This window comes from Microbulbifer sp. ABH2_005, from assembly GCF_056160005.1.
In genome coordinates this window covers 1,070,706-1,096,020 of record NZ_JBSWWI010000001.1, presented here as the reverse complement: position 1 = coordinate 1,096,020, position 25,315 = coordinate 1,070,706, and the positions used below count along the sequence as shown (strand labels likewise).

Here is a 25,315-nt window from a genome sequence, read left to right as displayed (position 1 = left end):
CAAAGAAGAAGTAGGACTTCCAAATAAAGACCATAATCATCCGTTATCGCGCAACTACTGGTTATATGTGCTGAAGTACATTAACAAGCTTTCCAAACGGGTCACGAACATAGAACCTTCGAACTCCCCACGGCTCTGATACTGGCCCGTATACAATTTGAATATTTTCAGCCATTACTTTCTTTAATACCAAATCAAGATCATCAACCTCAATTGACACATCAGGAACAGCAGTCCCCGAGCCACCTTCAGATGCCACACTTATTTGGGTGGTCATTTCTTCCCCTGAGCTATATGTTTTGATCCAGCCATGGTCCATAACAAGATCAAGGTCAAAGATAGATTCATAGAATATTTTGGCATTATCTGGATTTGCAGCTTCGATATTTAAAACTATTCTCTTTACTTTCATTAAACGAGCCTCAGGGTAAGTATTGTAGTTAACGCTTTTATCACCTTCGCCGTAGGTGTCGAGTGCCTATACTTGTTAACTTTTGGGGCCGGCCAACAATACATACCACCCAACGAAGTAGCGGCTTCAGTTGCAAGCCCAGCATCAAAAAGACCTTTTTCCATAGCCAAATTCCAAAGCGCTTGGCCACCTTTAGCCTCAGTCGGTATTACGTAGCTTGCTGGGCTCTCAGTGGTAAAAAAGTGAATATCATCCGAAAACATGTAATCCGTGGCTTCAAAACAAATACGCTCAATTTCTGACCATCGAAATTTGTCATTCCACTTTTCTTTTCTAGGAGCAGCGATGTGTCTACAAATAGACTCGCTACCACAAGTAACAAAGATCCAACTTTCGAGTTTTTTACCTTCTTCTCTAGCTTTAAGCCACGCTTTGAGTTTCTTTATCATTGTGACAAAGGTCTTGCCCACAATAAGAGCATCCTCTTTTTGTGGGCAAGACCAAGTAAGACTTACCCAAAGAAGTGGTGTAACCTTGACAAGCTAAATGCTTAGACTGTAATAACAAAACCAAGTTGCACAAGCCCCCAATAAACCATAAAAGAAATTATCACTAAAGTACCGGAAAAAGCATGATATTTATAATTTGGAAGGTTACGAAAATATCTATAAGCCGATATTATGAAGTGTATAGGTGCAATGGCAATGCAGCCTATGAACCAAAACATACTTGGGATTATAAGAACATCTACTAGACCTATTTCTGTGTAATAAAAAACATAGTAACCAAGTAGATAAGAAAGAATCAGAAAAATAGAAATTATGCTAGTAATGTATTCGATACGAAGCTTCATTTTTGGCATTTAACACCCACCATGAACGGCCGAGCGATAGTGAGATCCGGCGACCGAAGGGAGCGAATTTACGTTAGCCAATTTTTCTTCCTCAGGTCGATTGGTAGAGAGATATTTAGTAAATACCCAACGAGCCACATCACCCGACAACCCTTCAACGCCACCATCATAGTACCTGGACATTCTTGACCAGCGATCTTTGACCTCAAAGACTTCGACTTTTTGACGCCTATATATTGTATTTGTGGCTTTTCTATTTTTGTTTAGAGCCAAGCGCACATTAAGATTATCTGATGTCACGTAATAGTCTCTAAGTCAATTGGCATTCGCATATGCGTACGAAATAGTGAAAAGTACGAAAATATTGCTAGAGTAAGCTTTTTGTGGTAAACCCTTTTTAAGCAGGGCACCGCTTGCAGTGCCCCTGACTTACTTTACGTTATATTTTATTTTTCCGTTGAACCAAACTAAACCAGTTCCCAGAGTTGTCTATGCCCATAGCTTCGACACCATAAAGCTGCTTTGTAGGTGGCTGGATAAATTCCACTCCTTTAGCCACAAGCTCTTCGTACGTTTTTTGGCAATTTTCAGTTTCGAAAACGCCCGCTCCAAATGCACCTTCTTTGATTAAGCTTCGTATTTTTTCGGCAGAGTCTTTAGTGAACATCGGCCCCTCTTTTGGCTCTGCCAATACAAGCTGAAGTTGTGAATTAGATTTAGGATATACAGTCAGCCATCGGAAACTTCCTTCCACTTTCATGTCATCACCGACCTCGAAACCAAGCTTGTTTTTGTAAAAATCAAGAGCTTCGTCCTGATTAAGTACATATATTGTTGCATGCGCTATGGATGTAATCATCTATATATTCCCAGCTATTAATTCATCTATATTTTATAAAAACAATCAAGATGATATTTCTCCAATATTGCTCAACTAGCCAATTTTCCTAAAAAATGATAGGCATAGCATGCCGGTATAGCCTGCGAGGGAAAACAATATGCCTCAGTAGACAAAGCCCAAAGCTTACGACGATATAAAGTAGGTGCCATGCCAGTTTGTTTTAAAAACAATGAAGAAAAGCTGCCAAGGCTTATGTAACCCACTCTCTCGCAAATTTCTGAGACACTCAAATTTTCCATAATAAGCATTTTCTTAGCTTTTTCGACTCTAAGCCGAATCAAGAATTCGTTAGGTGTTTCCCCAAAAGTATCTTTGAAAGCACGCAAAAAATAATAGGGGGACATATTAGAGTACTTTGCTATACCGGGTAAGCTGAGCGGTGCTTGATAATTGTCAGCAATATAATCCCTGCCAGCACTCAATTTTTTAAATTTATGGTTCGTAGTCATAAAATATATTTTTCAATCACATAAAATCTAACGCCTGCAGTAACGGTCGCAATGTAGCAGCGAAGCTGTGAAATGAAGCCTCCCACCTTAAAGTAGACGCCACCTTATACTGATCTAATACGGACATTCTTTCATATTCATCCGGGCTTTTAAACCCAAGTGAACTGTATCTTCTCTTCAAATTATAGTATCTATCAACGTACCAAGATAAGTTAGCCCTAAGATCCTCAACCGACTCAAAGTAAAATCCTTTGATACTCTCAGTTTTCAGTGTCTGGAAAAATGACTCTACATACACACTGTCATTCATAAATTCTAGTCGATTCATGCTCGGCTCAATACCTAGCTCTTTGAGTCGGTTTTGGTATACATAAGCACCGTACTCAGACCCACGGTCACTATGAGATATTAGATCTGATTCTATCCTTCTGCGACGAATAGCTTTATTTAGCGCTGACAGTGTTAATTCAACGGTTCGAGTATTTGACAATTCCCAATCCATCACTTTTGGAGAGTAAAGATCAATAATTACTGCTAAATATTGCCACTGAGCATTGATCTTCAGATAGCTCACATCACCTGCCCAGTGAGAGTCTGGTTTAGTCGACAGACCATGCTCTCGTTGTAAATTTTCAACCTTAATACAAGGATCTCCAGGAAATGGGCGTTGACGATAGATCCTTACTGCTTTCCCCTCGATTCAAGCCTCTCCCATAAGACGCTCAACACGTTTGTGAATTATTCGCTCACCATTAGCTTTCAATTCTGCACTAATTCTTGGACTTCCATAATTACCATTATGCTGTGTGTAGGTGGTCTCTATACAATCTAGAATTCGCTTATTTTCTATGTCTCGAGCACTCTCAATACGGTTAAGCCATTTATAAAACCTCTGAGGCGAAACATCCAAATATCTACGCAAGTACCTGACACCAAAGTCCCACCGATTGTGGGCTATGAATGCGAATCTTTCAGCTTTTGATCTTTCAGGTACGCTTCCCACTTTTTTAGGAGATCATTTTCCTTCTGTAATTTCTCGATCTGCTTTCTTAGACGTTTTATCTCTTTATCATTTGTCTGAGACTGAGGTTTCGCTGTCTTCGTCATATTTATTCTACGGCTAGGCTTCTCAACCAATTTGCCCTCTCTACTTTCTTGTCGCCATCTATACACCATTACTGAATGTAGGCCAATGATGTTGGCGATAGTAGTCGTATTTACTTTCAGTTGATTAGTGAGTGCGACCACTCTAACTTTAAACTCTGTTGAGTATTCAACAACACGTTTTTCGCTCAATATTTTCGGAATTTTCTCCTACCCTATTCAAAAGGTAGGCGTCTACTCCATGGGGGAAGGTTTCAGATACTCCCCTGGTTTAAATTCCATATTCCTCTCCTAATTAGTACTTTTCACATAACGTTGCCAGCAAGGGCAGCCGAAGCGGAGCGTAGGCTGTCCAGCCCAGCCTTCAGCTGGGCGATCTTGCCTGGCCTGGTTAAATTTTATGTCCATTGAGGCCACCCCAGCGATTTAAGCCATATTAAAAAACTGATACAGCTCAGATATGGTAAACAATTGTACAGTCTGAATCGCTGCCTGCGATACCATAGAAATAAAATAGCCAAATACGTCGCGGTAAAATCGGCAACTACATGGAGAGCTAGCCTCGCAACGTCACAAGACTCGTTTGTATGGACAAAGCCCACCTCAATGACATACCAGTTTACCCACATAGCCGATAACCACGGTAAAAGTGAAATCACAATGAGAGAGTTATCAATACGACTCACTGGAGATTGCCCTTAGGAAATTTAACGCCGCCGGCAGGGGCAGCTTACCTTGTACGCTTTTTGCGCGAAAATGGAAGCGCAGCGACCTGTGCAAAACGTGCACAAGGTAAGCTGTCCCGTGGAGGGCCGTCGGCCCAGAGCAAACTGCCCGGCTTTGTTAAGGTTTACTGGGCCGGATGTCACCAGGATTTACCCCTACCCTCTTTACTTGCCACAAACCAGAACTCATATGAAAAGCTACTATTTTTTCTCCGACCTGGACATTAGGAAAACCGCACGAGCCAAGCTCAATTTCGATTAATTTCTTTTCTAAGCCGGCGCCTAATAATGTTTCCATGATCGATACTTTAATGGTGCGATCATATAGGCCCGATATTTCCATGGGAGGGAATTGATCTTCAGTAACATTTTCGATGCTTTTTACTCTGAGGCTAGAGACATACCCTACATAAATGCCTTTCGAATTTTTTATCAAGTGGTCAGTAGTTTCCTGCGGTATTTCACAAGCATTTGTCACTTGGCAGATAAGACCAAGAAGTAGAGCCGCAATGTATTTCATGCTTGAAACCTTAACGTTGCAATAACCGGAGGTCGGAGCTGTTTATGAGCGAAGCGCATTGCGTAGGCCGTCCGGCGCGCATCTTTTGCGCGCGTAGTTCATTACCTTGTTAAAAGTGATGCGCCCCACCAAACTGCAGCGCCAACTACAAAATAAAGCGAAATTTCTATTATAATATAAATTACACCAATATTTAGCCCATCCCCGAAGACTAAGTTAGCCAATGAAAACGCTATACCCACAGCACCACCAGAAATAGCCGCACTCTTAAATGGCTTAATTTTACTATTCTTTGCAGCTACGACACCTGCCAAAACTGAACAGAGGGCTAGTAGAACTCCCATTGCGTTAATTGGCATACCATATACATTTATAAACAGTGAGAAGCTCAGCCAAAGGACAACATAACTGAAAATCCCCCAAATTATTCCTTTCATATTCATGACTTTATACTTTTAACGTTCGCATTTGCGGCGACTGGAGCATAGCGTAAGCCGTTCGGCCGCGATAGCGGCGAACAACATGCGCTTGTTAAGTGTTTCGATACCAAGCATCACTATTGAATTCCTCGGGTATATTTTGTTCAGCTGGATCATCAAACCCCATACTCTCTAATTTATCAAACCATTTATCTCGTTTAGAACCCGGTAGCTCTAGACCACACCATGGACAAAACTTGATAGAAATAGAGCTATTACCGCCGTCATGGATTATGAGACCATATTCATCGAATTTCGGGATATAGGAGACAAGGACGCCTGGGCACTCGTAGGTACTCTCATGATCCTTACAGTCAAGCTCGACTCTTTTCCCCATTTCTTCGCAACAATGCATAGTTATCTTGGACACTTAACGTCAAGGTAATGGGCAGCCTTGTGACGAAGCCACGCTTAAGGCTGTCCAGCCGAAGGCGACATTGACCGCCTTGTTATATTTATGGGTAGGTCATACCCTCTCATTGTGTCCCAAACTAACTATCCCTGGCACTCATAGTAAGAAAAATATACAGCGCTAATGCTTAGTGTTTCCATTTCAGATGGAGCTGCGTAAAAGTATGCTTTGGAAAAACCTCTTTCGTTTTCTAGGGCTAGCCCTGACGCTAGCTTAACCTTTCCTTGTTCTTTTTTATGCAGATTAATACTGCTCAAATCTCTTGAGTTGTATTTTTGAGGCAAGGAAATAGACACATAATAAAGCTCGCCATCAAATTCACTTTTTATTGAGTAAACGTCTATATCCATTTTATACCCATACTCAGTACCTTCTACTCGGCTAGGGCATGGATTGGGCTCTTCGACAGCAATACAGTTAACCGAGAGGAAACTTAAAATCACGAGAAGAACTTTGTTCATAAGTAAACATAACGCCGTTAGCAACGGCTGACTTGTTGTTGTGGCGGCTGTGCAATAATGGCGAAGCCATGCACAGCTGGCGCAATGACAAGGCTGTCCAAGGAGCGAAGCGACTGATGTTGCCTAACCTTGTTATGCATGACCATGTTTGCGGCCCAATATAATTGAAAAAAAAGCCAATAATACAACAGCAAGAGACCACGAAAAATTGAAAATATGAGGCTTTGTGGCAGCAGTTACCCCGAAAACGGAAGCACCAATAAGAACTTGTGAGGTAGCCGATGCATAGAGAAAAGCTTTAGACGAGTGCTTGACAACCACTAAGCCAGAGATGCCTGAAATTAGTAGAGCCAAACCCATTACAATCCCAGAAATCTGAGAGTAAAGCATTGCCAGAAAAACGGTACCTATCCCAATGAGTATCCCACTCGAGGTACCTAGCATTATTTTAACCGCATTATTCATTTTGGCTACCCCCCCATAATGCATAACGTCCGCAACAGCCGTGAGCGTAGCGAGTCGGCTGCTTGCGTTTGTTAGCGCAACTGATCTAGCTCACTCTTTATTTGATTAATTTGTTTTGCAGAGAACACAGACTGACTAAAATTTATGCTGCTTTCACTGCCTATTATGCAAATAGTCATTGGCCACCACCCCTTAACTACATAATCCTTATACTCAGAGATAGGCATGTAATCAGATCCTGACAAACTACGAAAAACTATTGCATCTTCAGTAACTGAAAATGAGTACTCCTCGACCTTAGATTTACCACTATTAAATACTGCGAGCCAAACTGTTACCCCAACTGGAATGATGAAAAGTCCTGTCACGTAGAATTTTGTATAATTTTGAGGAACATCCTTTCCAAGAAATACCATTGCAATCGATACTAAGCAGATACCAATTAGAGAGGGGACTAAGTTATCTAATCTATAGATAAGCCCTTGGACACGAGTTTGTACAACTTTCATACTTATCGCTCTTATGATGCTAACGCCGCGAGCAGCGGCAGCTTACTTTGAGAGCTTTATGCGCAAAAATGGGAGCGAAGCGACCTGCGTATAAAGTGCACAAAGTAAACTGTCCGGTGGAGGCCCGCAGGGCCGGAACGAAATGCCTCGCCTTGTTATGAATTAGACCCACTAAATACAAACCGTGCAGATTAGTTGGTACAACTCAGATTTGTCTTTCATTGCAGGCTTAGATGAAACTCGGATTGCTTGGTCGAGATCATGCAAAAAACCTTTGCCGGGTGGAAAATGGCCTTGAAGCTCTCCCTGCTTTATTGAGATCTCCCAATATTCCAGCTGCCCGCCTTCCATATAGTATTCAGCGAGCTCTTTCATTGCTGCATAACATTGTTCACTTGTAGGCCATTCCATCGCGATCCTTACGATTCATAACGCCTTGCTAAGGGGCAGCCGAAACGCAGTGTAGGCTGTCCCGCGGAGGCCGCACATTTTTTGCGGCCGGAGTGAACTTGAGCAACTTGTTAAGCCTTTACTCATTGGTTGGTAGTGTTACAGGAACACTGAATTTAATACGGCTAGCTGTTTGGCTTTCTTGGTTCGATTGCCCAGATGCACCAAGATTGAAAACCCCTGCAATCACACCAACGCCGGCCTTTGTTCCTGTGCCCTCAGATGCTGTTACTGCAACATCGAAGTCTACATGCTGGATTATGTTGCCTTTAGTTGAAAATAGTATTTTGTGTTTTTCGAGCACACTTTGCTGGCGATTAGAGTATTTGGGACTTATCTCTGCATTTGATTTGCCAATACTTCCTTGTGCCTCTTCAATACCGGCAACAATCTGTATTAATGCTTCACTTACAAATTCCTTTAATTCCATATGATCTCCTAATGAGGCTTAACGTCTCAATAACCCGCAGCTGGAACGCAGCGAAGCGGAGTGTAAGCTGTCGGGCGCCGAGGGCGCGTAGTTCATTGACTTGTTATGCATTTGTTGGACTAAGTGCTGAGGTTGCCTTTGATATTGCGTGACCATGCCCTTCGGATAGATACTCAAGGGTACTTTCTAGGCATTGGCGCTGAACAGCAGACAACCACGAATACCGTGACCTTGCTTGCTTCTCTCCTTCAGCAGCAAGCTCAAGATCGTAGATTATTGTATCCGTAATCGTATCAAAACGATTAGTGCAAATTACGGCCTTTCTTAGCAAGTTGGGCAAAAGCCAATTCATACCACGAGCAGACAGATTTGGTAATTCGGAGTGGAGATATCGAATACCATCCATAGGAATTTCAGCTTCAGAGTAGCGCTCCATATGCTCAACAATATACCTACAGATACAATCTTCTGCTCCTTGATTTGTTAGCCTATAGCCCTTGGGTTTACTCTGGAATGGAAACGAATCTTTCACCATTTCATAAACTTCTTCCCGAGATTTGTATCCTTGGTATGTCATGTCTTCCTATGCATAACGCCGCAAGCAAAGGCGCGCGTTAGCGCGTCCAGCCCGCAGGGCGATTTTGCCTTGCTTTGTTATGGGCATTTTTCACCGTGCTCGTCATATGGATACTTTGCCCAATCTGTGCAGCTGCTGCCATGACATGTAACTACGAACTCGATGCAACGGCCACCACCTGTATATAAAAAGCCAAAATCTGGTTTTGACGATACTGAAGAATTAAACGGTTTTAACCCCTCAAGAGGCAATTGATTCTTTTTTAAATATATCTCGATTGTTTCCCTAGCCTGACTTTCCATTTCTGGGGTAAGTTCTTTAGTTTGTTTGCCACAGCCTACCAATAAAAGGATACAGGTTAGAAAAATCATTTTCATTATTTATCTCAGGCCTCAAGCCCCATAACGCCCACAGCAGGGGCGGCTTACCTTGTGCGCCTTTTGCGCGAAAATGGGAGCGTAGCGACCCGCGCAATAGGTGCACAAGGTAAGACGTCCCGCGGAGGGCCGAAGGCCCGGAGCTTTACTGCCTGTGATTGTTAGCAACTTGGTGGCACTCACTCTGCGGCACCTCCCGCTCCATAAGGTGATTTAGGTAGCTTAGTACCACACCAAGGGCAGTACGAGATGAGATTCCCTCCGCCAATCACTCTCTGTGGAACCTCGATGTACCAGACTGAATCCCCTTGGAATGAACTGGTGAATTTAACAATAACTTCATCACCTCTCTCAGCTTCCTCTACAGAAGAAAATAGGCCGATACAGCAGTAATTTTTTGTTTTCTCAAATCTGTTCATATCACTAAGCGCAAAGAAACTTCGCTTCACTCGTATTGCTAACGACTACAACAGGGGCGGCTGGAGCGTAGCGAAGGCCGTCCCGCGAAGGACCAAAGGCCCGTAGCAACCTGCTTGTATTTGTTACGTGTTTTCTGGATTGAGGAGTGATGTAAGAACATGATCCTCCCAGCAACCATTTATTTTTAGGTACCGCTTGGCTTCTCCCTCTTTACAAAAGCCTAAGCTCTCGAGCAACTTTGCCGACCTAAAATTACTAAGCATGTAGTTTGCCATAATGCGATTTAGCGATAGCTCTTTAAACGCATAATTTATGGAATTTTGGCAGAGGGCTTTCATGAAACCTTTGCCCTCATATTTAGCGGCCACAGCATAGCCCATATTGCATGCCATAAATGGGCCCCTCACGATATTGGTGAACGAGCAAATGGCAATAATTTCATTATTACTTGGTACGATTGAAATGAAATGTACCTCATTGCCCATTTCTCTGGCAGTGTGCCACTCCTGCAAGCGCTTCCCCCATGCCGCTACAGAATGATACCCATCCTCTCTACGAGGTTCCCAACAGCGTAGGTGCTCTTCGTTTTCCTCGTAGAATTTTGACAACTGAGCGGCGTCACTCACAGAAACTAGTTTTACTTGCATGCTTGATTCTCGGTGACACGTAACGTTGCCAGCAAGGGCAGCCGAAGCAAAGCGTAGGCTGTCCAGCCCAGCCACCGGCTGGGCGATCTTGCCTGGCCTAGTTATAGCTGGCGCGCACAGAACAACCTACTTGCTCTTTGCCAGCCAACGTTGGCTGGCCACTGCCCGGTAAATTTACTGGAAAAAATACCATACTTTCCCCAACGGTTAACTAACTGACTGGTACACCACAATGCTGCAGCTAGCTTGCAGAACTTGTTGGCTTTAAACGAAGGCACTTGAACGGAACTCCGGTACCAACTTGCAGGAAAACTCTCTAGAGAAATGTGATCAAGAAGAGATTGGTGCTTGCAGCAACTTCAAACTACTTAAAAAATGACCGCCACAATAACGCCCGCATTTGGGGCGGCTGAAGCGCAGCGTAAGCCGTCCCAGCCCGAAGGGCGACAACATGCGCTTGTTATACGCCGAACTTTGCAACAGCGTGCTCATAAACGGGCCTGTATTTACTAAATATTGGTAGCACATGCTTAACCGCTTCTTTCTCTGCTTGGTCGTGCCAGCCAAAATAGTCTTCAGCTATATATAGTTCCTGCAGTTCTTCTTCAGGCAACCCTAAGTCAAGGTCAAAGAGAATTCGTGCTATGGCATCGAACAAAGACAATTGTTCTTTTGAATATTTACTCGCAGCTTCTCCTGCAATAAAGTCTTGACTTGGCTCTCCATAAACTTGGAATTCGCGGCTTATCAACTCAAGTATCTCAGAAACATCCATTGCCAAAGATATGCTCTCAATAAATGGATCAACACCTTCATCGGTGTATTGGGAGTACGCCCACTCAATAGCTTTCTCGTAAGACATTACATGCTTCTTCAAGAGATAGCTGAGAACATTGTATTCGGCTGCACTGTGTTTCATATTGGTTGCGTATAACGCCGCATTCAGCGGCTTGTCCGCTGCAATGCTTTGTTATGGCTTAATTGCCACGCCAACAACATTAGAGACAGGAATAACATAAGATTGCTTATTGTCATCTTCATAGACAAAAATAAAGTTTTCACTTGTTCCTATCAACTTAAAATCTGTCGCTGATATATCCGCTATTCCGGGAAGAGAGCCTCTCCTTAACTCAACTGAAACATCTCTTTCGTAACTCCCTTTAAATAAATCTGCAAACGCGATTTGAATAATAAAAGGCATAGCAATAGCAGAGACCACAAGGTTTATAGTCATTGCCCTGCTTTTAAAGATCGAAAGAGACTTCAGATCCCGCGATCTTTTTCTGTATATAATAGAAAATACTATTCCTACATATACCAGTACACCAAATCCAGCTAATAGGGAAAGAGGCTCTCTAAATGCTGCAAGTAAGAAGTCATTTAATTCTGCGAACTCAAATATATTAATTTCATATTTGGCAAACAACACACCAGACTGCGCCATACCAAGTAAAGTAAGATAGAGATATCCTAGTGATGCAGCTAAAGCCCAATGCTCTCGCAAGTATCCTAAATATAGCTCTAGACCAGAGCTTTCTTCATTAGTCATGAACATTCCTTTCTACGTAGCCATAACGCCCAGCGCACAGGCGAACGGAGTGCAGCGTAGTGAGTCCAGCCCGCGTCTTTTGCGGGCGATTGTGCCGCTGCTTGTTATGTGTTTGTTTCATACTGCCCTCCTTAGCCGCTTAAATGTATATAAGGCATAGATAGCCGGCGGCCCAATTGAGATAACTACGAAGAGGTAGTTTTCCCACCAGGGCGGTGGCGGGCCACATTCATCTGTAACACACTACCCAATGCCTACGTACAAAGTGGACAAGATTAAGATCACAAGAAACCATGCCAAGCAAAAAGAGATTACTTTCAGTAGCCCGATAAGCACAGCTTTCATAATCTCTCCGCTTACTTTTACACATAACGCCGCCATAATTTGCCGCTTGGAGCGCAGCGTAAAGCGGTCAAATTGATGGCCTTGTTAGCAACTGATCTCATCGAGGCTCACCGGATTTAATTAATGTATGCCTTTCATCTGTCCATGGAAACTCTGACAGAGCTAGAAATACAGTGTTGCGTAGCTTTAGCAGATTTACTGACTCTAACGAAAAGCAGCCACCAACAACCACTAAGGTATTGGAGTCAGCCTCCCCGAGCTTTTTCAATGCCTTCTCAACAAGTCCACTTTTAACGACATCTTTTCTATTGTGGGGAAATGTTATCAAAGTACATAGCTCAGAAAGCTGGGCTTCACAAGCTGATGCCAGGTTTCTGTATTCCGTCGGTACGCGCTCTTTAAGTATGCGAGTTTCAATATTCTTATCTATACGAAATTTCATACTACCTGCTAACGCCGCAAGCAAAGGCGCGCGTTAGCGCGTCCAGCCCGCAGGGCGATTTTGCCTTGCTTTGTTATGTGTTTTGCACGAGATAGTACAAATTGCCATATTCTCTCGGATCCGCTTTCTTTATTTCTTTGGCTTCAATAGCCTCTTGAAACCATTGTTTAATATCACTTTCTTTTACATTGGGATATTGCTTGCTACGAGTACGAACGAAGCCACATAGTCTCCACTCATCGAAACCATCAATACGACCATTGGCTCCATAGTCGAAGTCAACAATGTCTTTTTTACTGATATGAACTTTACAGCCAATACCGTGGAAAAAGTACTTATGCTTCCCTCCAAGAATGCCAACCTGCTCAATAGGCGGCCCCCAATTATGAGGTTCATCAATCTCAAGATACTTCTTTAGTAGCTCATTGGCCTCTTCAACTTTTTCTTTGAAGTCGGAGATGATTTTTCGAAGTTCAGTATTCATGATTTACACATAACGCCACGAGCAGCGGCAGCTTACTTTGTGCGCATAAAGTGCACAAAGTAAGCTGTCCGGTGGAAGCCCGCAGGGCCGGAACGAAATGCCTCGCCTTGTTATGAATTAGACCCACTAAATACAAACCGTGCAGATTAGTTGGTACAACTCAGATTTGTCTTTCATTGCAGGCTTAGATGAAACTCGGATTGCTTGGTCGAGATCATGCAAAAAACCTTTGCCGGGTGGAAAATGGCCTTCAAGCTCTCCCTGCTTTATTGACGTCTCCCAATATTCCAGCTGTCCGCCTTCCATATAGTATTCAGCGAGCTCTTTCATTGCTGCATAACATTGTTCATTTGTAGGCCATTCCATCGCGATCCTTACGATTCATAACGCCCGGCTTTGGGGCGGACTTGTAGCTGCGAAGCAGCGGAAAGGCCGTCCCAGCCCCAAAGGGGCGACAACAGCCGCTTGTTAACTGCCTTGCACAATGCCATAAGTTATTAGTACTGTTCCCGCTAGTACCCCAACACCAAAAATCAAGATAAAAACCCAGGCGAAAGGCCTAAACCCCAACCATATCAAAGATCCTTCAAAGCTCTTAATCGGTCCATACATCAGCACAATAAACAAGCAAAGCATGCACCAAAACCAAGCAATAGTTAGTATCGCTGAAGACAGTGGGGACCATGCAACAAATGGAATAAAGGGCGCGAGAACAAGAACCCAGCGAGCTGGATACAGTTTATTCGCTATTCCATGAAAATAATTAGTAAGTGCTTTCATTCTCTTTGTGCAGTTAACGCCGCAATCAGACGCGGCTTAGTTTGAGTGCTTTTTGCACGAAAATGGGAGCGCAGCGACCGTGCAAAAGGTGCACAAAGTAAGACGTCGGCTGCATTGCTTTGTTATGTGCTTACCGACGCTGCGGTCTCAGCACTTTCACATTCCCGGTAAAGCTTTTGTAAGTTTTCATTAAACCAAGACACCGCCTCTAAGCTCACAGTGTTCTTAAACTCGTCAATTTCGAAATCAGAAATTGATTTTGGATGCATTAGTGAGTTTCGCAACTCAAAGAACTTGCCCAAACTGTCCCATCTATGATCACTTATGTTTGGTGAAAAATGAATACTATGCAGCTTTGCGAAACAGGAAAATAGGAACAAGATACTTGGTTTTAGTTTTTGGAACTGATCTTTTTCCTCTAATTTTCCTTTGCTATTGAGCAGCACTGTTTTTTCTTTTAGCGCCAATATTTCCTGATAGTTAAAGATTGTGGGTACATCTTCAAGGGCAGCAAGACACACCAATCGCAATTGGTACAACGTACCCTCTATGTATGCCGCACTTGTTCTGTATATTGTCCTGAGAGAGAACGGTGTTGGATCATTCCGTGCAATATCTCTTGCAGCTCGAATATCCTCTAGTAGCAGAGACTGAAACTGCCACATTTCCTTATATGCGTATTTAACTCTCACAATTTATCCTTGGGCACATAACGCCCGCAGTTGCGGCTGGTTTGACGCGCAGCGTAAAACCAGTCCGGCAACCTGCGCTTGTTAAAGGTCGGTTCAATCTGAACCACCCGAATCAGAAAAACTACTATCATAACTAGATTCTGATACAGAAGGATCACTGCCATTCATCGAGGAAACAGCAGACTCAATTTCTTTTCTAGCCTCGATTGGGCTAAGGCTTATATCAGACTCTGAGCAATATAAATCAAACTGCTTTTTCTCTGACCACATATATATTGCGTACACTGCATGCTTAGACAATCCGGGATAGTGATTTTTCACACTGCTAGATATTTCGGTGGCAGAATATTTCCTCTTATTACCCCAGTCATCAGACAATTTACGCCTCAAATCTCTTTTAAAGACCTGTATGGCCTTACGCTTGCCTCTCGATTTGAACAACCACATTGCTAAGACCCTTTAACAGTGTATTCAAAAGCAACTGCATTATATCACCCTGCAACATATCCCCAGATAAAAAAACCACCAAAAGCCTAAAAAATTATTAACAAATCAAATAGTTAGCTATCGCTGACATAGAAATACTCAAGTGGATATATTGCAGCTGCAATATATCTTGTTATTTTGTTGCTTTTTATCACAGATGTAAATCGTTCAAAATCAAGGAGTTAATTCTTATATTACCGTGGATATGTGCAGCTGCTTTTGATCTTGGTTATTGACAGCACCGAAAAATGATAAATACTGTATATAAAAACAGCATGAAGAAATTGTCATGGATGATATTCGCCCTAAGCTACCTTCTAAACCTGAACGTTTTATGGATATTTTACGTCAGCACATTCGCAAGCAGGAACTATCGTACCGAACGGAGCAAACTTACACGCACTGGATAAAGCGATTTATTCACTTTAATCGATTGAAGCACCCTGCTGGTATGGGCCCGGCTGAGGTTGAGGAGTTTCTGACTCACCTTGCTGTTCAGGGTCTTTGCGCACCCAATACGCAAAGAGTGGCTTTGAACGCTATCGCCTATCTCTACAAGCAGTTCTTAGGTGAGGAAATTCCAGACTTGGATTTTAAGCTTGCCAAGAAGCAACGACGGCTGCCTGTTGTTTATAGTCGTGAGGAAGTAGCCGCGGTTCTTAGTCATTTACAGGGAGTCTTCAGATTACAGATAGAGCTGATGTATGGCTCTGGGCTCCGTAGTGCCGAGCTACTATCTCTACGAATAAAAGATGTGGACTTTGGCAGTAATAATATTTTTGTCCGCGGCGGAAAAGGAAATAAGGATCGAACTACCCTTCTTCCGCAGGGAGTAATCCCAGATCTTGAACGTCAAGTTCAGTATGTATCTCTCCTTCATCAACAGGACTTACTGGCCGGCTACGGTTTGGTTTACCTACCGGATGCACTCGATCGAAAATACCCTAATGCTGCCAAACAACTCGCTTGGCAATACTTGTTTCCTGCTACCTCTATTAGTAAGTGCCCTCGATCAGGCATCTACCGAAGACACCATATGCACTCGTCCACATTGACACGTCAAGTAAGTACCGCTGTGGGTAAGGCTGGATTCAACAAACCAGCACGCTGCCATGCCTTTCGGCATAGCTTTGCCACACATTTACTCGAAGCAGGTTACGATCTACGTACTATCCAGGAATTATTAGGGCACTCTGACATCAGCACTACTGAGATTTATACCCATGTAGTAAATCGTGGTGATAAAGGGGTTTTAAGCCCTTTTGATCGCCTTCGTAGTATTCACAAAGTTGAGGAAACTTGCCCTGGATATGTGGCTGAGATTACTGAGTTGCAAGAGCAACGTCTTCAGGCCGTGCTGTAATTTGGAGGATAATGGATACCGGCTTTCGCCGGTACCTTGTTAGAAAGACTGCTGTTTAGTGGCAAATCAGCCGGGAGTCACATCTCCATTCTGGCCCCGGTGGCGTAGAGTGTGGTCCATTAACACAAGTGCCATCATTGCTTCAGCAATTGGCGTCGCACGAATACCTACACAGGGGTCGTGGCGACCTTTGGTAACCACCTCAATAGCATTGCCGGAGCGATCGATACTTCGGCCGGGGATGCGTAAGCTGGAAGTGGGCTTCAGGGCAATATGGGCAACGATATCCTGGCCACTGGAAATACCACCGAGGATGCCTCCGGCATTATTGGAGAGAAAACCCTCTTCAGGAGTAATCTCATCACGATGTTCAGTGCCCTTTTGCTCCACACAGTCAAAGCCAGCTCCAATTTCTACCCCTTTTACTGCGTTGATGCTCATCAGACCGTGAGCCAGGTCTGCATCCAGGCGATCAAAAATCGGTTCGCCCAGCCCGGCGGGGACGCCGCTGGCATGTACTGAGATACGTGCGCCGATGGAGTCACCCTCTTTAATCAAAGCCTGCATATAGGCTTCCATTACGGGTACTTTTTCGGCATCCGGGCAAAAGAATGGGTTCTGCTCGACTTGCTCCCAATCCAGTTTTTGTACCTTAATCGGTCCCAACTGGGACAGGTAACCGCGCACTTCGATACCGTATTTCTGTTTTAGCCATTTTTTGGCAATAGCCCCGGCCGCAACACGCATCGCGGTCTCCCGCGCAGAGGAGCGGCCGCCGCCGCGGTAGTCGCGGATACCGTATTTTTGCCAGTAGGTGTAATCGGCGTGCGCCGGGCGTACCTGTTCGGCGATATTGCCATAGTCCTTAGAACGCTGATCGATATTTTCAATCAACAGGCCGATAGGTGTACCGGTGGTTTTTCCTTCAAAAACACCAGAGAGAATTTTCACCTGGTCCGGCTCACGGCGCTGGGTGGTATAGCGGGAAGTCCCTGGCTTTCGGCGGTCCAGCTCCAACTGAATCTCCTCCTCACTGATTTCCAACCCTGGAGGGCAGCCATCAACAATACAGCCCAGGGCTGGGCCATGGCTTTCGCCAAAGGTGGTGACGCAGAACAGCTTGCCAAAGGTATTGCCCGACATATGCGACTTTTCCAGATAACAGTTGGTGAATTAACAGCGGTTGGCTTTGCGAAGAACCGCGCATTATAAAGGATCTAGTTGGCGCGCGCGGAGTCCATGGCAAAAAGCACAATTGCTGCAGGTATGTGCCCCTAACAGAAAGCCCGGCAATAGCATTTGCCGGGCTCATAAAAAGAATTACTCTTTTTCAAAGTGGCTTTGGTAAGCGAGCAACTCTTCACGACTAATGACAAATACCCCGTGGCCACCGTCCTCAAACTCAGGCCACATAAATGGCACTTCCGGGAAGGCTTGCTCCAGAGCTTCCCAGCTGTTGCCCACCTCACAGACCAGTAGGCCTTCCGGCTGTAGGTGATTGGCGGCCTCGCACAACAGGCGACGAGTAAAATCCAGGCCATCTTCACCCGAACCCAGGGCAATTTCCGGCTCAGCCAGGTACTCTTTCGGCATCTCTGCTAAATCGCAGGCATCCACATAGGGGGGGTTGCAAACGATCAGCTCATAACTCATGCCCTGCAAACCACTGAAAAGATCCGACTGCACGGCCCGCACACGCTCGTTGAGTTCGTGACGGTTGATGTTGATCTGCGCCACCTCAATGGCACCTTCAGAAATATCGCTCAGGTCCACTCTGGCCTCAGGGAAAGCCTCAGCACAGGCAAGACCGATACAACCACTGCCACAACAGAGGTCGAGGATTGCCAGCGGCTCCACATTGAGCCAGGGCTCGAAATTGTGGCGGATCATTTCGCCTATGGGAGAGCGCGGCACCAGCACTCGCTCATCCACATAAAAAGTCATATCGCAGAAGTGCGCTTCATTGGTCAAATAAGCCGCCGGCAAACGCTCGGTAAAGCGCCGCTCAAGGAGCGTGAGTACGTCCCGCCGCTCCTCCATGGTCAAGCGTGCATGCAGGATTTCCTGCTTGCTATAGGGCGGTAAGTACAGCGCGTGGGTTACCAGCAATACCGCCTCATCCCAGGCATTGTCTGTGCCGTGACCATACCAGAGGCCTGCTTCACTAAAACGGCTGGCTCCCCAGCGGATATAGTCCAAAACCGTGGTCAGCTCATGCAAGCTGGATTCACGCCTTTCTATCATTGAATCTATCCTTAAGTACTATGTATCTCATCAGGGCCTATTGTCACTAATTCGGTAGCCTCTGTTGTGGCTATAGAAGCGCCAATCAAGGCACGAGGAGTGTAGTTTGGTTGTTCCAAATAAGCGACGAGTAACACTGAGTGGCGCTTTTATTGCTGCAACCCGAAGGGCCTAGGTCATTTTCCGCCCAACTGCATTATCGGTCGTTTATGTAGAGTGATTAGGTTTCACCCCTTTTGCCTTCCCGAGCTAACAATGACCTCTGGCAGAGGCTATCAAATTGGTGTCAGTAGGCCCCTAGGTCCGCGCGGATCTTTACTCTCGGGTTACAAACGCTTAGGGTAGCGCACCCGCCCCTCGGGCTGAGATGTTGGAAAGAGCAGCATGAACGAACACTACGCACGAATTATTGAAGCAATCGGCGAAGATCTGCAACGCCCAGGGCTCAAAGATACCCCTGAGCGCGCCGCAAAGGCCATGGAATACTTGACCCGCGGTTATCAGCAGACCGTTAAGGAAGTGGTCAGTGACGCCCTCTTCCCCAGTGACTGCACCGACATGGTATTGGTCAAGGATATCGAACTCTACTCCCTCTGTGAGCACCATATGCTGCCGTTTATCGGTCGCGCTCATGTGGCCTATATCCCCCAGGGCAAAGTACTGGGCCTGTCCAAGGTAGCGCGTATTGTCGATATGTACGCACGCCGCCTGCAGATTCAAGAGCAGCTGACTACCCAGGTTGCCAAGACCCTGCAAACTGTCACTAATGCTGCCGGTGTCGGCGTTATTATTGAAGCGAAGCACATGTGCATGATGATGCGCGGTGTGGAAAAGCAAAACTCCGTGATGAAGACCTCGGCAATGCTGGGCACCTTCCGCGAGAACCAAGCCACACGCAACGAATTTCTTTCCCTGATTAGCCGCCCCTAAGGCTGCCAGCCAGAACAGCGCGGCCCCTGCTGGGGTCGCCCGTATTCACGGAGTGAATTACCATGCCCCATCTGGTTATTGAGTACGCTAAAAACCTGGAAGATCGGATTTCTGTCGCCGCCCTAATCAGTTCGGCCCAAGAGGCGATGCACAGCTCCGGTTTGTTCGCCTCGCACACCATTAAGACCCGCGCCAAGGCCTATGACCAGTTTATAGCCGGTGAGCATGGCGATAGTTTTATCCACGCTGAAATTCGCCTGCTGGCAGGCCGCAATAAGCGGGAGCGGGAAGCACTGAGTTCCGCGGTGTTTAACTGCCTGTGCCAGTTTGCCGATGGAGTGCCAGCTGTATCGGTGGAAGTACGTGAAATGGACCCCAGCTGTTACTCCAAACGTGTACCTTTCTAGGAGCTAGGGGCTAGGGCCTGTTGACACTAGTCAGTCTCACCACGCAGGAAAGGCCCAAACCATTCGGCTATGGCCTCGGCGCCCTCCTCCATATGCAAGTGGTGGCCGCCAGGTATCTCCCTGACCTCGATATTTTTATAGCTCTCCAACACCGGACGCAGCCGCTCAATCATATTGGCAATCCCCTCCTCCGCCAGTACCAGGTGCACCGGCATGCTGAGGCGCGACAGGAAAGCACGCACCTGCGCCTCGTTCAATTTGGCTGAGGACGCGGCCATCAGGCGCGGGTCATTGCTCCAGGTAAAGCCGCCCTCGAGCGGCAGCGTTCCCCGCTCGGCCAAAGCGCGCGCCGCCCATTCGGACAGGGGGAACATGCCGTTCATACGCGCTTCTACCGCCGCCTCAAAAGTGGGGTAGACCTTCGCCCTGCGCTGACTGTAGCGGGCACGCTGGGCGATAGCCTTAGCGAGAATGTCCGGTGCCTCGCTATCTTTCGTTGCTGGGGGGACCAGACCATCGATCAGGGCCAGGCGTTTGATGCGCTTGGGGAAAGTGCCTGCCGTTATCACACTGGCAATAGCACCACGGGAATGGGCCAGCAAGGAGAAATTGCGCCAGCCCAGGGCTTCGGAGACACCAATAATGTCCTCGGCCTCCTCCCAAATATTATAATTGGCGTGAGGAGAGCGATGATAGCTGCGCCCATGGCCGGCCATATCCATGGCGACCAAATTAATACCCTTTAGCAGCGGCGCCAAACGGTCAAAGCTGGCGCAATTATCCAGCCAGCCATGCAGGGCTAATACCGGCTCCCCTGTGCCATCCCCCCACTGCCTCGCGGCAATGGTCTTACTGTCGAATTTCAGGCTGATTTCGCGGGGGGCGGCTTGCTTCATGCGCGCTGATTCCAGGAGAAAACTAAGAATAAAGAAACAGATGGTGCAGGCCCTGGGGCCTGCGGGCAATGACAGTTAACGCCAGCCATGTGGGGATTTGGGTGCAATAGGCCGACCGAGAGAGAAACCGGCGCGGAAAACAGTTAGCCGGCGTGCTGTAACCACTGCAGTTCGGCACAACCATTGGCCCACACTTCCGAGTTCACGCAAGCGAGACTGGAAGTGCCCATGGGGTGTTGATTGCCACTGCCACAGAGGTCATTCAGCAAGCTGCCCACCAGCGGCTGGTGACTCACCAGAAGAAGGGGAAAGCTATCGGCCTGCTGCTCTTGAAGCCTGTCGAGCAGCTGCTGTGGGTCGGTGTCGCCAATCAGCAGAGGCTCGGTGACAACCGGCAGCCCCAGGTGAGCGGCGACAATATCGGCGGTTTGCTGGGTGCGCACAAAAGGGCTCGCCCAGATGGCGCGCACCGAAGACAACTCCTCAGCGCGCTCTTTGCATACCTGCGCCACCTGCTTTCGGCCGCGCTCAGTAAGCGCGCGGTCGGCATCGTTACCGTACATGGGCTCGGCCTTGCCGTGGCGCAGGATAAACAGTTCCATGGATTTTGCCTTAGCCCCTTTAGTGTTTGTCACCGCGCTTGTCAGACTCGCCCTCCTGGTCATTGAGAGGTGCGGTAGATTCTTCCGCGCTCTCTTCTACCAGCTCAGGCTTATTATCATCGCTCCCGAGGATAATCGCCTCTTCGGCCTCTTCTTCCTTTTTTGGCTCGGGCTCAGTTTTTTTCGCGGGCTCTTTATCATCCTCGGAAGCCACAACCTCAGCATTAACCTCTTGCGCCCCCTCGTAACCGGACAAGTCATCCACCTCGGATTCCGGCCATTCGGCAAAGGGGAAAGGCTTTTCCTCAGAGTTGTAAATCAGAAACTGTATCGCCTGATAAATATAGGAGGCGAGTTGATCGCCAAAGCGGCGCAAATTGTCGTTGGCACTGCCGCCGATAATCGAAAACAGGAACTGCAGTACAACCACCGCCAGCAGCACCCAACTGGCAATCTGTAAGCAAATTGCGAACAGCACCATGTAGATCAGCCGCACCCACTGGTTGCCAGAAGTCAGGTTGCGTTTTAAGTCATCATTTTTCATAAGGGGCTTCCATCAAGGCTTGGCCGAGTAGGCCACATCGAAAGTTTGTGCGCCCGACATTAAATTACGAATTACCTCTGGAATCGGTCGCTCTTCAAATAATATGGCGTGAATTGCGGAAACCAAGGGCATATAGACGCCCATTTCATCCGCTTTCTTTTTAATCAGACGAACCGTATTCACCCCTTCGGCAACCTGACCGATTTCCGCGACAGCACGATCCAAAGGCTTACCCTTGCCCACCAGATAGCCTACCCGGTAGTTACGGCTGAGGTCGGAGGAACAGGTCAGGATTAAATCGCCAACGCCCGCGAGGCCGATAAACGTCATAGGGTCTGCCCCCATAGCCTCGGCAAAACGCATCATCTCTGCGAGGGAACGGGTAATCAGCAGGCTGATGGTATTTTGCCCGCGGTCCAGGGCCGCTGCCATCCCGGTGACAATGGCATAAATATTTTTCAGTGCCCCCGCCAGCTCCACGCCAAACACATCGTTGCTGGAGTAGACACGGAAGGTTTCAGAGTGCAGTGCGGACTGGATATCCTTGCACAGGGCCTCATCTTCACTGGCAACCACGGTTGCGGTGTAGTGCCCAGCGACAATTTCCTTGGCGAAGTTGGGCCCGCTCAGCACCCCCACGCGCATCCCCTGGGTCTCTTCGCGCAGGATATCGCTCATCAAGTGGAAACTGTCATGCTCAATCCCCTTGGTGGTGGAGATCAACATGGTGCCCGGTTTCAACAGCGGGGCTACACGGCGCACCACTTCACGGAAAGACTTACTGGGGATGGCGACAAAGACAATGTTGCAACCCTGCACGACTTCTTGCAGGTTACTGCTGATGCAAAGCTCGGGATGTAGAGCCACTCCGGGCAAATATTTGCTGTTCTCACGGGTTTCCCGACAGGCTTCCGCACTCTTCGAATCCCGCATCCACTGGCGGGTGTCGTGGCCATTACCCGCGACAATGTTGGCAATAGCCGTACCGAAACTACCGCCGCCCAATACAGCGATGGAGAGAGGGTTGGAAGTTTCCTTTTGCATATTGATACCGATAAAGCTTCTCGAGGGCAGGGATTATAGAGCTATGACCCGCTCAGCCCAAAGGGTTCAACTTTCAGGATCTTGCGCGTAAAGTTACAAAATAATACGCCAAAAACGGAAAACGGCCCCAGCGGGGTAAGCTGCCGGTTCCACAACCGGGCTGTTCCACTGGGGCCGTAGAAATAAGGCGCGGGAGCTTCAGGAAGAAACCACCGCGCCAGGCTCCTAGGAGCCTGAAGCAACAGACTAAAACTTAGCCGTGCATTTCCAGCAGCAGAGTATTCAGGCGACGCACATAGTCGGCTGGATCTGTTAGCTGGTTGCCCGCTGCCAAGTTAGCCTGGTCCATCAGAATATTGGTGAGATCGGCAAAGCGATCCTCATCCTGTTCCTGATCCAGGCGCTGTACCAGCGGGTGCGATGGATTGATTTCAAAAATCGGCTTAGCTTCCGGTACCGCTTGACCGGCCTGCTCGAGGATACGGCGCATTTGCGGACCCATATCCTGCTCGCTCACTACCAAACACGCCGGCGAGTCCACCAGGCGAGTGGTAGCGCGCACGGATTCAACGCGGCTATCCAGGACAGACTGTACGCGTTCAACCAGCGCACTAGATTCTTTCTCGACTTTCTCGCGCTCGGCCTTATCTTCTTCGCTCTCGGCTTCGCCCAGATCCAACGCGCCTTTGGCCACATCCTGGAACGGCTTGCCATCGAACTCGTTCATATGGCCCACGAACCACTCATCTACCTGATCGGTAAGCAGTAGAACTTCGATACCTTTCTTGCGGAATACTTCCAGGTAGGGGCTGGATTTCGCGGTGGCGAAGTTGTCTGCGCACACGTAGTAGATTGCCTTTTGGCCATCTTTCATGCGACTGACATAGTCTTCCAGGGATTGATCCTGCTTGTCGGTATCGGTATAAGTAGTGGCGAAACGCAGCAGCTTGGCCACTTTCTCTTTGTTGGAGAAGTCCTCGGACGGACCCTCTTTCAGCACATTGCCAAACAGGTCCCAGAATTTCTGGTATTCGTCACCGTCCTTTTTGGCCAGCTTGTCCAGCATATCCAATACGCGCTTGGTCAGCGCATTCTTGATCGCATCGGTATTGCGATCTTTTTGCAGGATTTCGCGGGAAACGTTCAGGGGCAGATCGTTGGAGTCCAGCACCCCTTTTACAAAACGCAGATACAGCGGCAGGAACTGCTCGGCATCGTCCATGATAAAAGTGCGCTGTACATACAGCTTGAGGCCACGGGCAGCATCGCGTTGGTACAGGTCAAAAGGTGCGCGCGCGGGGATATACAGCAGGCTGGTATAATCCTGCTTACCCTCAACACGGTTGTGGCTCCAGCTGAGCGGATCGTCGAAGTCGTGGGAAATGTGCTTGTAGAATTCCTTGTACTCCTCGGCTTTCACTTCGGAGCGCGGGCGGGTCCACAGCGCCTGAGCGGCATTGACCGCTTCAAATTCAGGGGCCTTCTCTTCTTTTTCCTCGCCCTCTGCCGCCGGCATTTCCTCTTTCAGCATTTCCACCGGAATGGCAATGTGATCGGAGTACTTTTTGATAATGGAGCGCAGGCGCCAGCCATCGGCAAATTCTTTCGCATCTTCTTTCAGGTGCAGGACTACACGGGTACCGCGCTGGGGCAGCTCCGCATTCTCTACGGAGTATTCGGCTTCGCCGTGGCACTCCCAGTGCACGCCCTGATCGGCTTCGAGGCCAGCGCGACGGGTAAATACATCCACCTTGTCGGCAACAATAAACGCGGAATAAAAACCAACACCAAACTGACCGATCAGGTGTGCGTCTTTTTTCTGGTCACCGGTGAGTTGCTGCATGAAAGCAGAGGTGCCGGAGCGGGCGATAGTACCGAGGTTTTCGATCACTTCATCGCGGCTCATACCGATACCGTTATCGGTAATGGTCAGGGTGCCCGCGTCTTTATCGAACTCGATACGAATGCGCAGGTCCGCATCATCGGCAAATAATTCTGGCTTGGACAGCGCTTCAAAACGCAGTTTGTCGGCGGCATCGGAGGCATTGGATACCAGCTCGCGCAGGAAAATCTCCTTGTTGGAGTAGAGCGAGTGAATCATCAGGTGCAGCAGTTGCTTGGCTTCTGTCTGGAACCCGTGGCTCTCTTTGTGGGCCTCAACGGTCATCTGTAGGTCTCCCCATACACGTCAATCGGAACAGGGAGCAAATATTGGGACCTGTTGACAGGTTTCAAGGGCGAAGTCGGAAATAGGGAGTCTCTACTTGCGGCTGTGGCTCAATCGCCTCTTACTTTTTAGTCGCCATTTGGGTACGG

General features: G+C 47.3%; 35 protein-coding genes. 3 read left to right on the top strand and 32 right to left on the bottom strand.

Going from position 1 to position 25,315, the window contains the following annotated elements; all coding sequences use genetic code 11:
- Positions 1-61: 61 nt before the first annotated feature.
- From ACXAFI_RS04810 to ACXAFI_RS04690, 25 genes are all read right to left on the bottom strand, one after another.
- A complete protein-coding gene (locus ACXAFI_RS04810) occupies positions 62-412 on the bottom strand; it encodes a VOC family protein (RefSeq protein WP_475107880.1) in 351 nt (116 codons plus the stop codon).
- Positions 412-882 (bottom strand): hypothetical protein, encoded by a 471-nt coding sequence (locus tag ACXAFI_RS04805; RefSeq protein WP_475107879.1) that lies wholly within the window; start codon positions 880-882, stop codon positions 412-414. Before ACXAFI_RS04805 ends, ACXAFI_RS04810 begins: the two co-directional genes overlap by 1 nt.
- 822 nt (positions 883-1,704) lie before the next feature.
- Positions 1,705-2,124, bottom strand: coding sequence for a VOC family protein (locus tag ACXAFI_RS04800; protein ID WP_152454362.1), 420 nt, complete (start codon positions 2,122-2,124; stop codon positions 1,705-1,707).
- A gap of 71 nt (positions 2,125-2,195) precedes the next feature.
- Complete coding sequence (locus tag ACXAFI_RS04795) at positions 2,196-2,615, bottom strand: helix-turn-helix domain-containing protein (protein WP_475107878.1); 420 nt, start codon at positions 2,613-2,615, stop codon at positions 2,196-2,198.
- A gap of 16 nt (positions 2,616-2,631) precedes the next feature.
- Positions 2,632-3,294, bottom strand: a complete 663-nt coding sequence (locus tag ACXAFI_RS04790) for an IS3 family transposase (protein WP_475109796.1) — start codon at positions 3,292-3,294, stop codon at positions 2,632-2,634.
- A gap of 21 nt (positions 3,295-3,315) precedes the next feature.
- Entirely contained in the window at positions 3,316-3,618 is a 303-nt protein-coding gene (locus tag ACXAFI_RS04785) for an IS3 family transposase (RefSeq protein ID WP_475107877.1), read from the bottom strand.
- Complete coding sequence (locus ACXAFI_RS04780) at positions 3,570-3,911, bottom strand: transposase (RefSeq protein WP_475107876.1); 342 nt, start codon at positions 3,909-3,911, stop codon at positions 3,570-3,572. Before ACXAFI_RS04780 ends, ACXAFI_RS04785 begins: the two co-directional genes overlap by 49 nt.
- Positions 3,912-4,562: 651 nt before the next feature.
- On the bottom strand, positions 4,563-4,964 hold the full coding sequence (locus ACXAFI_RS04775; protein WP_475107875.1) for a hypothetical protein: 402 nt from the start codon (positions 4,962-4,964) through the stop codon (positions 4,563-4,565).
- A 101-nt stretch (positions 4,965-5,065) separates the two neighbouring features.
- Positions 5,066-5,407: a hypothetical protein gene (locus ACXAFI_RS04770; protein WP_475107874.1), complete on the bottom strand. Its 342-nt coding sequence runs from the start codon at positions 5,405-5,407 to the stop codon at positions 5,066-5,068.
- A gap of 88 nt (positions 5,408-5,495) precedes the next feature.
- A complete protein-coding gene (locus ACXAFI_RS04765) occupies positions 5,496-5,798 on the bottom strand; it encodes a DUF6980 family protein (protein WP_475109795.1) in 303 nt (100 codons plus the stop codon).
- Positions 5,799-5,938: 140 nt separating this feature from the next.
- On the bottom strand, positions 5,939-6,316 hold the full coding sequence (locus tag ACXAFI_RS04760; protein WP_475107873.1) for a hypothetical protein: 378 nt from the start codon (positions 6,314-6,316) through the stop codon (positions 5,939-5,941).
- Between the two features lie 132 nt (positions 6,317-6,448).
- Entirely contained in the window at positions 6,449-6,781 is a 333-nt protein-coding gene (locus ACXAFI_RS04755; RefSeq protein WP_475107872.1) for a hypothetical protein, read from the bottom strand.
- A gap of 71 nt (positions 6,782-6,852) precedes the next feature.
- Complete coding sequence (locus tag ACXAFI_RS04750) at positions 6,853-7,290, bottom strand: hypothetical protein (protein ID WP_475107871.1); 438 nt, start codon at positions 7,288-7,290, stop codon at positions 6,853-6,855.
- Between the two features lie 529 nt (positions 7,291-7,819).
- Positions 7,820-8,170, bottom strand: coding sequence for a hypothetical protein (locus ACXAFI_RS04745; protein WP_475107870.1), 351 nt, complete (start codon positions 8,168-8,170; stop codon positions 7,820-7,822).
- Between the two features lie 103 nt (positions 8,171-8,273).
- Positions 8,274-8,747, bottom strand: a complete 474-nt coding sequence (locus tag ACXAFI_RS04740) for a hypothetical protein (protein ID WP_475107869.1) — start codon at positions 8,745-8,747, stop codon at positions 8,274-8,276.
- Between the two features lie 77 nt (positions 8,748-8,824).
- On the bottom strand, positions 8,825-9,124 hold the full coding sequence (locus ACXAFI_RS04735) for a hypothetical protein (RefSeq protein ID WP_475107868.1): 300 nt from the start codon (positions 9,122-9,124) through the stop codon (positions 8,825-8,827).
- Positions 9,125-9,666: 542 nt separating this feature from the next.
- Positions 9,667-10,191, bottom strand: coding sequence for a GNAT family N-acetyltransferase (locus ACXAFI_RS04730; protein WP_475107867.1), 525 nt, complete (start codon positions 10,189-10,191; stop codon positions 9,667-9,669).
- Positions 10,192-10,651: 460 nt separating this feature from the next.
- Positions 10,652-11,053: a hypothetical protein gene (locus ACXAFI_RS04725; RefSeq protein ID WP_475107866.1), complete on the bottom strand. Its 402-nt coding sequence runs from the start codon at positions 11,051-11,053 to the stop codon at positions 10,652-10,654.
- Between the two features lie 108 nt (positions 11,054-11,161).
- Positions 11,162-11,740 carry a hypothetical protein gene (locus ACXAFI_RS04720; RefSeq protein WP_475107865.1) on the bottom strand — a complete coding sequence of 193 codons (579 nt, stop codon included), beginning with the start codon at positions 11,738-11,740 and terminating at the stop codon, positions 11,162-11,164.
- Entirely contained in the window at positions 11,733-11,861 is a 129-nt protein-coding gene (locus tag ACXAFI_RS04715; protein ID WP_475107864.1) for a hypothetical protein, read from the bottom strand. Before ACXAFI_RS04715 ends, ACXAFI_RS04720 begins: the two co-directional genes overlap by 8 nt.
- 321 nt (positions 11,862-12,182) lie before the next feature.
- A complete protein-coding gene (locus ACXAFI_RS04710) occupies positions 12,183-12,527 on the bottom strand; it encodes a hypothetical protein (protein WP_475107863.1) in 345 nt (114 codons plus the stop codon).
- 73 nt (positions 12,528-12,600) lie between these two features.
- On the bottom strand, positions 12,601-13,011 hold the full coding sequence (locus ACXAFI_RS04705) for a DUF6896 domain-containing protein (RefSeq protein ID WP_475107862.1): 411 nt from the start codon (positions 13,009-13,011) through the stop codon (positions 12,601-12,603).
- 126 nt (positions 13,012-13,137) lie between these two features.
- On the bottom strand, positions 13,138-13,377 hold the full coding sequence (locus tag ACXAFI_RS04700) for a hypothetical protein (protein WP_475107861.1): 240 nt from the start codon (positions 13,375-13,377) through the stop codon (positions 13,138-13,140).
- Positions 13,378-13,913: 536 nt separating this feature from the next.
- Positions 13,914-14,483, bottom strand: coding sequence for a hypothetical protein (locus ACXAFI_RS04695; RefSeq protein ID WP_475107860.1), 570 nt, complete (start codon positions 14,481-14,483; stop codon positions 13,914-13,916).
- Positions 14,480-14,614, bottom strand: coding sequence for a hypothetical protein (locus tag ACXAFI_RS04690; RefSeq protein ID WP_475107859.1), 135 nt, complete (start codon positions 14,612-14,614; stop codon positions 14,480-14,482). Before ACXAFI_RS04690 ends, ACXAFI_RS04695 begins: the two co-directional genes overlap by 4 nt.
- 644 nt (positions 14,615-15,258) lie before the next feature.
- Between ACXAFI_RS04690 and ACXAFI_RS04685 the strand changes: the two genes are divergently transcribed.
- Positions 15,259-16,332: an integron integrase gene (locus ACXAFI_RS04685; protein WP_475107858.1), complete on the top strand. Its 1,074-nt coding sequence runs from the start codon at positions 15,259-15,261 to the stop codon at positions 16,330-16,332.
- A 66-nt stretch (positions 16,333-16,398) separates the two neighbouring features.
- Here the strand turns inward: ACXAFI_RS04685 and aroC are convergent, their stop codons facing one another.
- The gene (aroC, locus tag ACXAFI_RS04680; protein WP_475107857.1) at positions 16,399-17,475 is read right to left on the bottom strand and encodes a chorismate synthase; all 1,077 of its coding nucleotides are present in this window, start codon (positions 17,473-17,475) and stop codon (positions 16,399-16,401) included.
- A 177-nt stretch (positions 17,476-17,652) separates the two neighbouring features.
- On the bottom strand, positions 17,653-18,576 hold the full coding sequence (gene prmB / locus ACXAFI_RS04675; RefSeq protein ID WP_475107856.1) for a 50S ribosomal protein L3 N(5)-glutamine methyltransferase: 924 nt from the start codon (positions 18,574-18,576) through the stop codon (positions 17,653-17,655).
- Positions 18,577-18,960: 384 nt separating this feature from the next.
- On the opposite strand from prmB, the gene folE reads away from it, so the two are divergent.
- Positions 18,961-19,506 carry a GTP cyclohydrolase I FolE gene (folE, locus tag ACXAFI_RS04670; RefSeq protein WP_444919641.1) on the top strand — a complete coding sequence of 182 codons (546 nt, stop codon included), beginning with the start codon at positions 18,961-18,963 and terminating at the stop codon, positions 19,504-19,506.
- Between the two features lie 62 nt (positions 19,507-19,568).
- Entirely contained in the window at positions 19,569-19,913 is a 345-nt protein-coding gene (locus tag ACXAFI_RS04665; protein ID WP_475107855.1) for a 5-carboxymethyl-2-hydroxymuconate Delta-isomerase, read from the top strand.
- Positions 19,914-19,939: 26 nt separating this feature from the next.
- On the opposite strand, the gene ACXAFI_RS04660 is transcribed toward ACXAFI_RS04665, so the two are convergent.
- The 5 genes from ACXAFI_RS04660 to htpG all read right to left on the bottom strand — a co-directional run bounded on the left by ACXAFI_RS04660 (position 19,940) and on the right by htpG (position 25,166).
- Positions 19,940-20,809, bottom strand: a complete 870-nt coding sequence (locus ACXAFI_RS04660; RefSeq protein ID WP_475107854.1) for an alpha/beta fold hydrolase — start codon at positions 20,807-20,809, stop codon at positions 19,940-19,942.
- A 143-nt stretch (positions 20,810-20,952) separates the two neighbouring features.
- Entirely contained in the window at positions 20,953-21,411 is a 459-nt protein-coding gene (gene sixA, locus ACXAFI_RS04655; protein WP_475107853.1) for a phosphohistidine phosphatase SixA, read from the bottom strand.
- A gap of 19 nt (positions 21,412-21,430) precedes the next feature.
- The gene (locus tag ACXAFI_RS04650; protein WP_475107852.1) at positions 21,431-21,955 is read right to left on the bottom strand and encodes a DUF4389 domain-containing protein; all 525 of its coding nucleotides are present in this window, start codon (positions 21,953-21,955) and stop codon (positions 21,431-21,433) included.
- Positions 21,956-21,967: 12 nt separating this feature from the next.
- Positions 21,968-22,999 carry an NAD(P)H-dependent glycerol-3-phosphate dehydrogenase gene (locus ACXAFI_RS04645; RefSeq protein WP_475107851.1) on the bottom strand — a complete coding sequence of 344 codons (1,032 nt, stop codon included), beginning with the start codon at positions 22,997-22,999 and terminating at the stop codon, positions 21,968-21,970.
- A gap of 253 nt (positions 23,000-23,252) precedes the next feature.
- Positions 23,253-25,166, bottom strand: a complete 1,914-nt coding sequence (gene htpG, locus ACXAFI_RS04640) for a molecular chaperone HtpG (protein WP_475107850.1) — start codon at positions 25,164-25,166, stop codon at positions 23,253-23,255.
- Positions 25,167-25,315 lie beyond the last annotated feature (149 nt).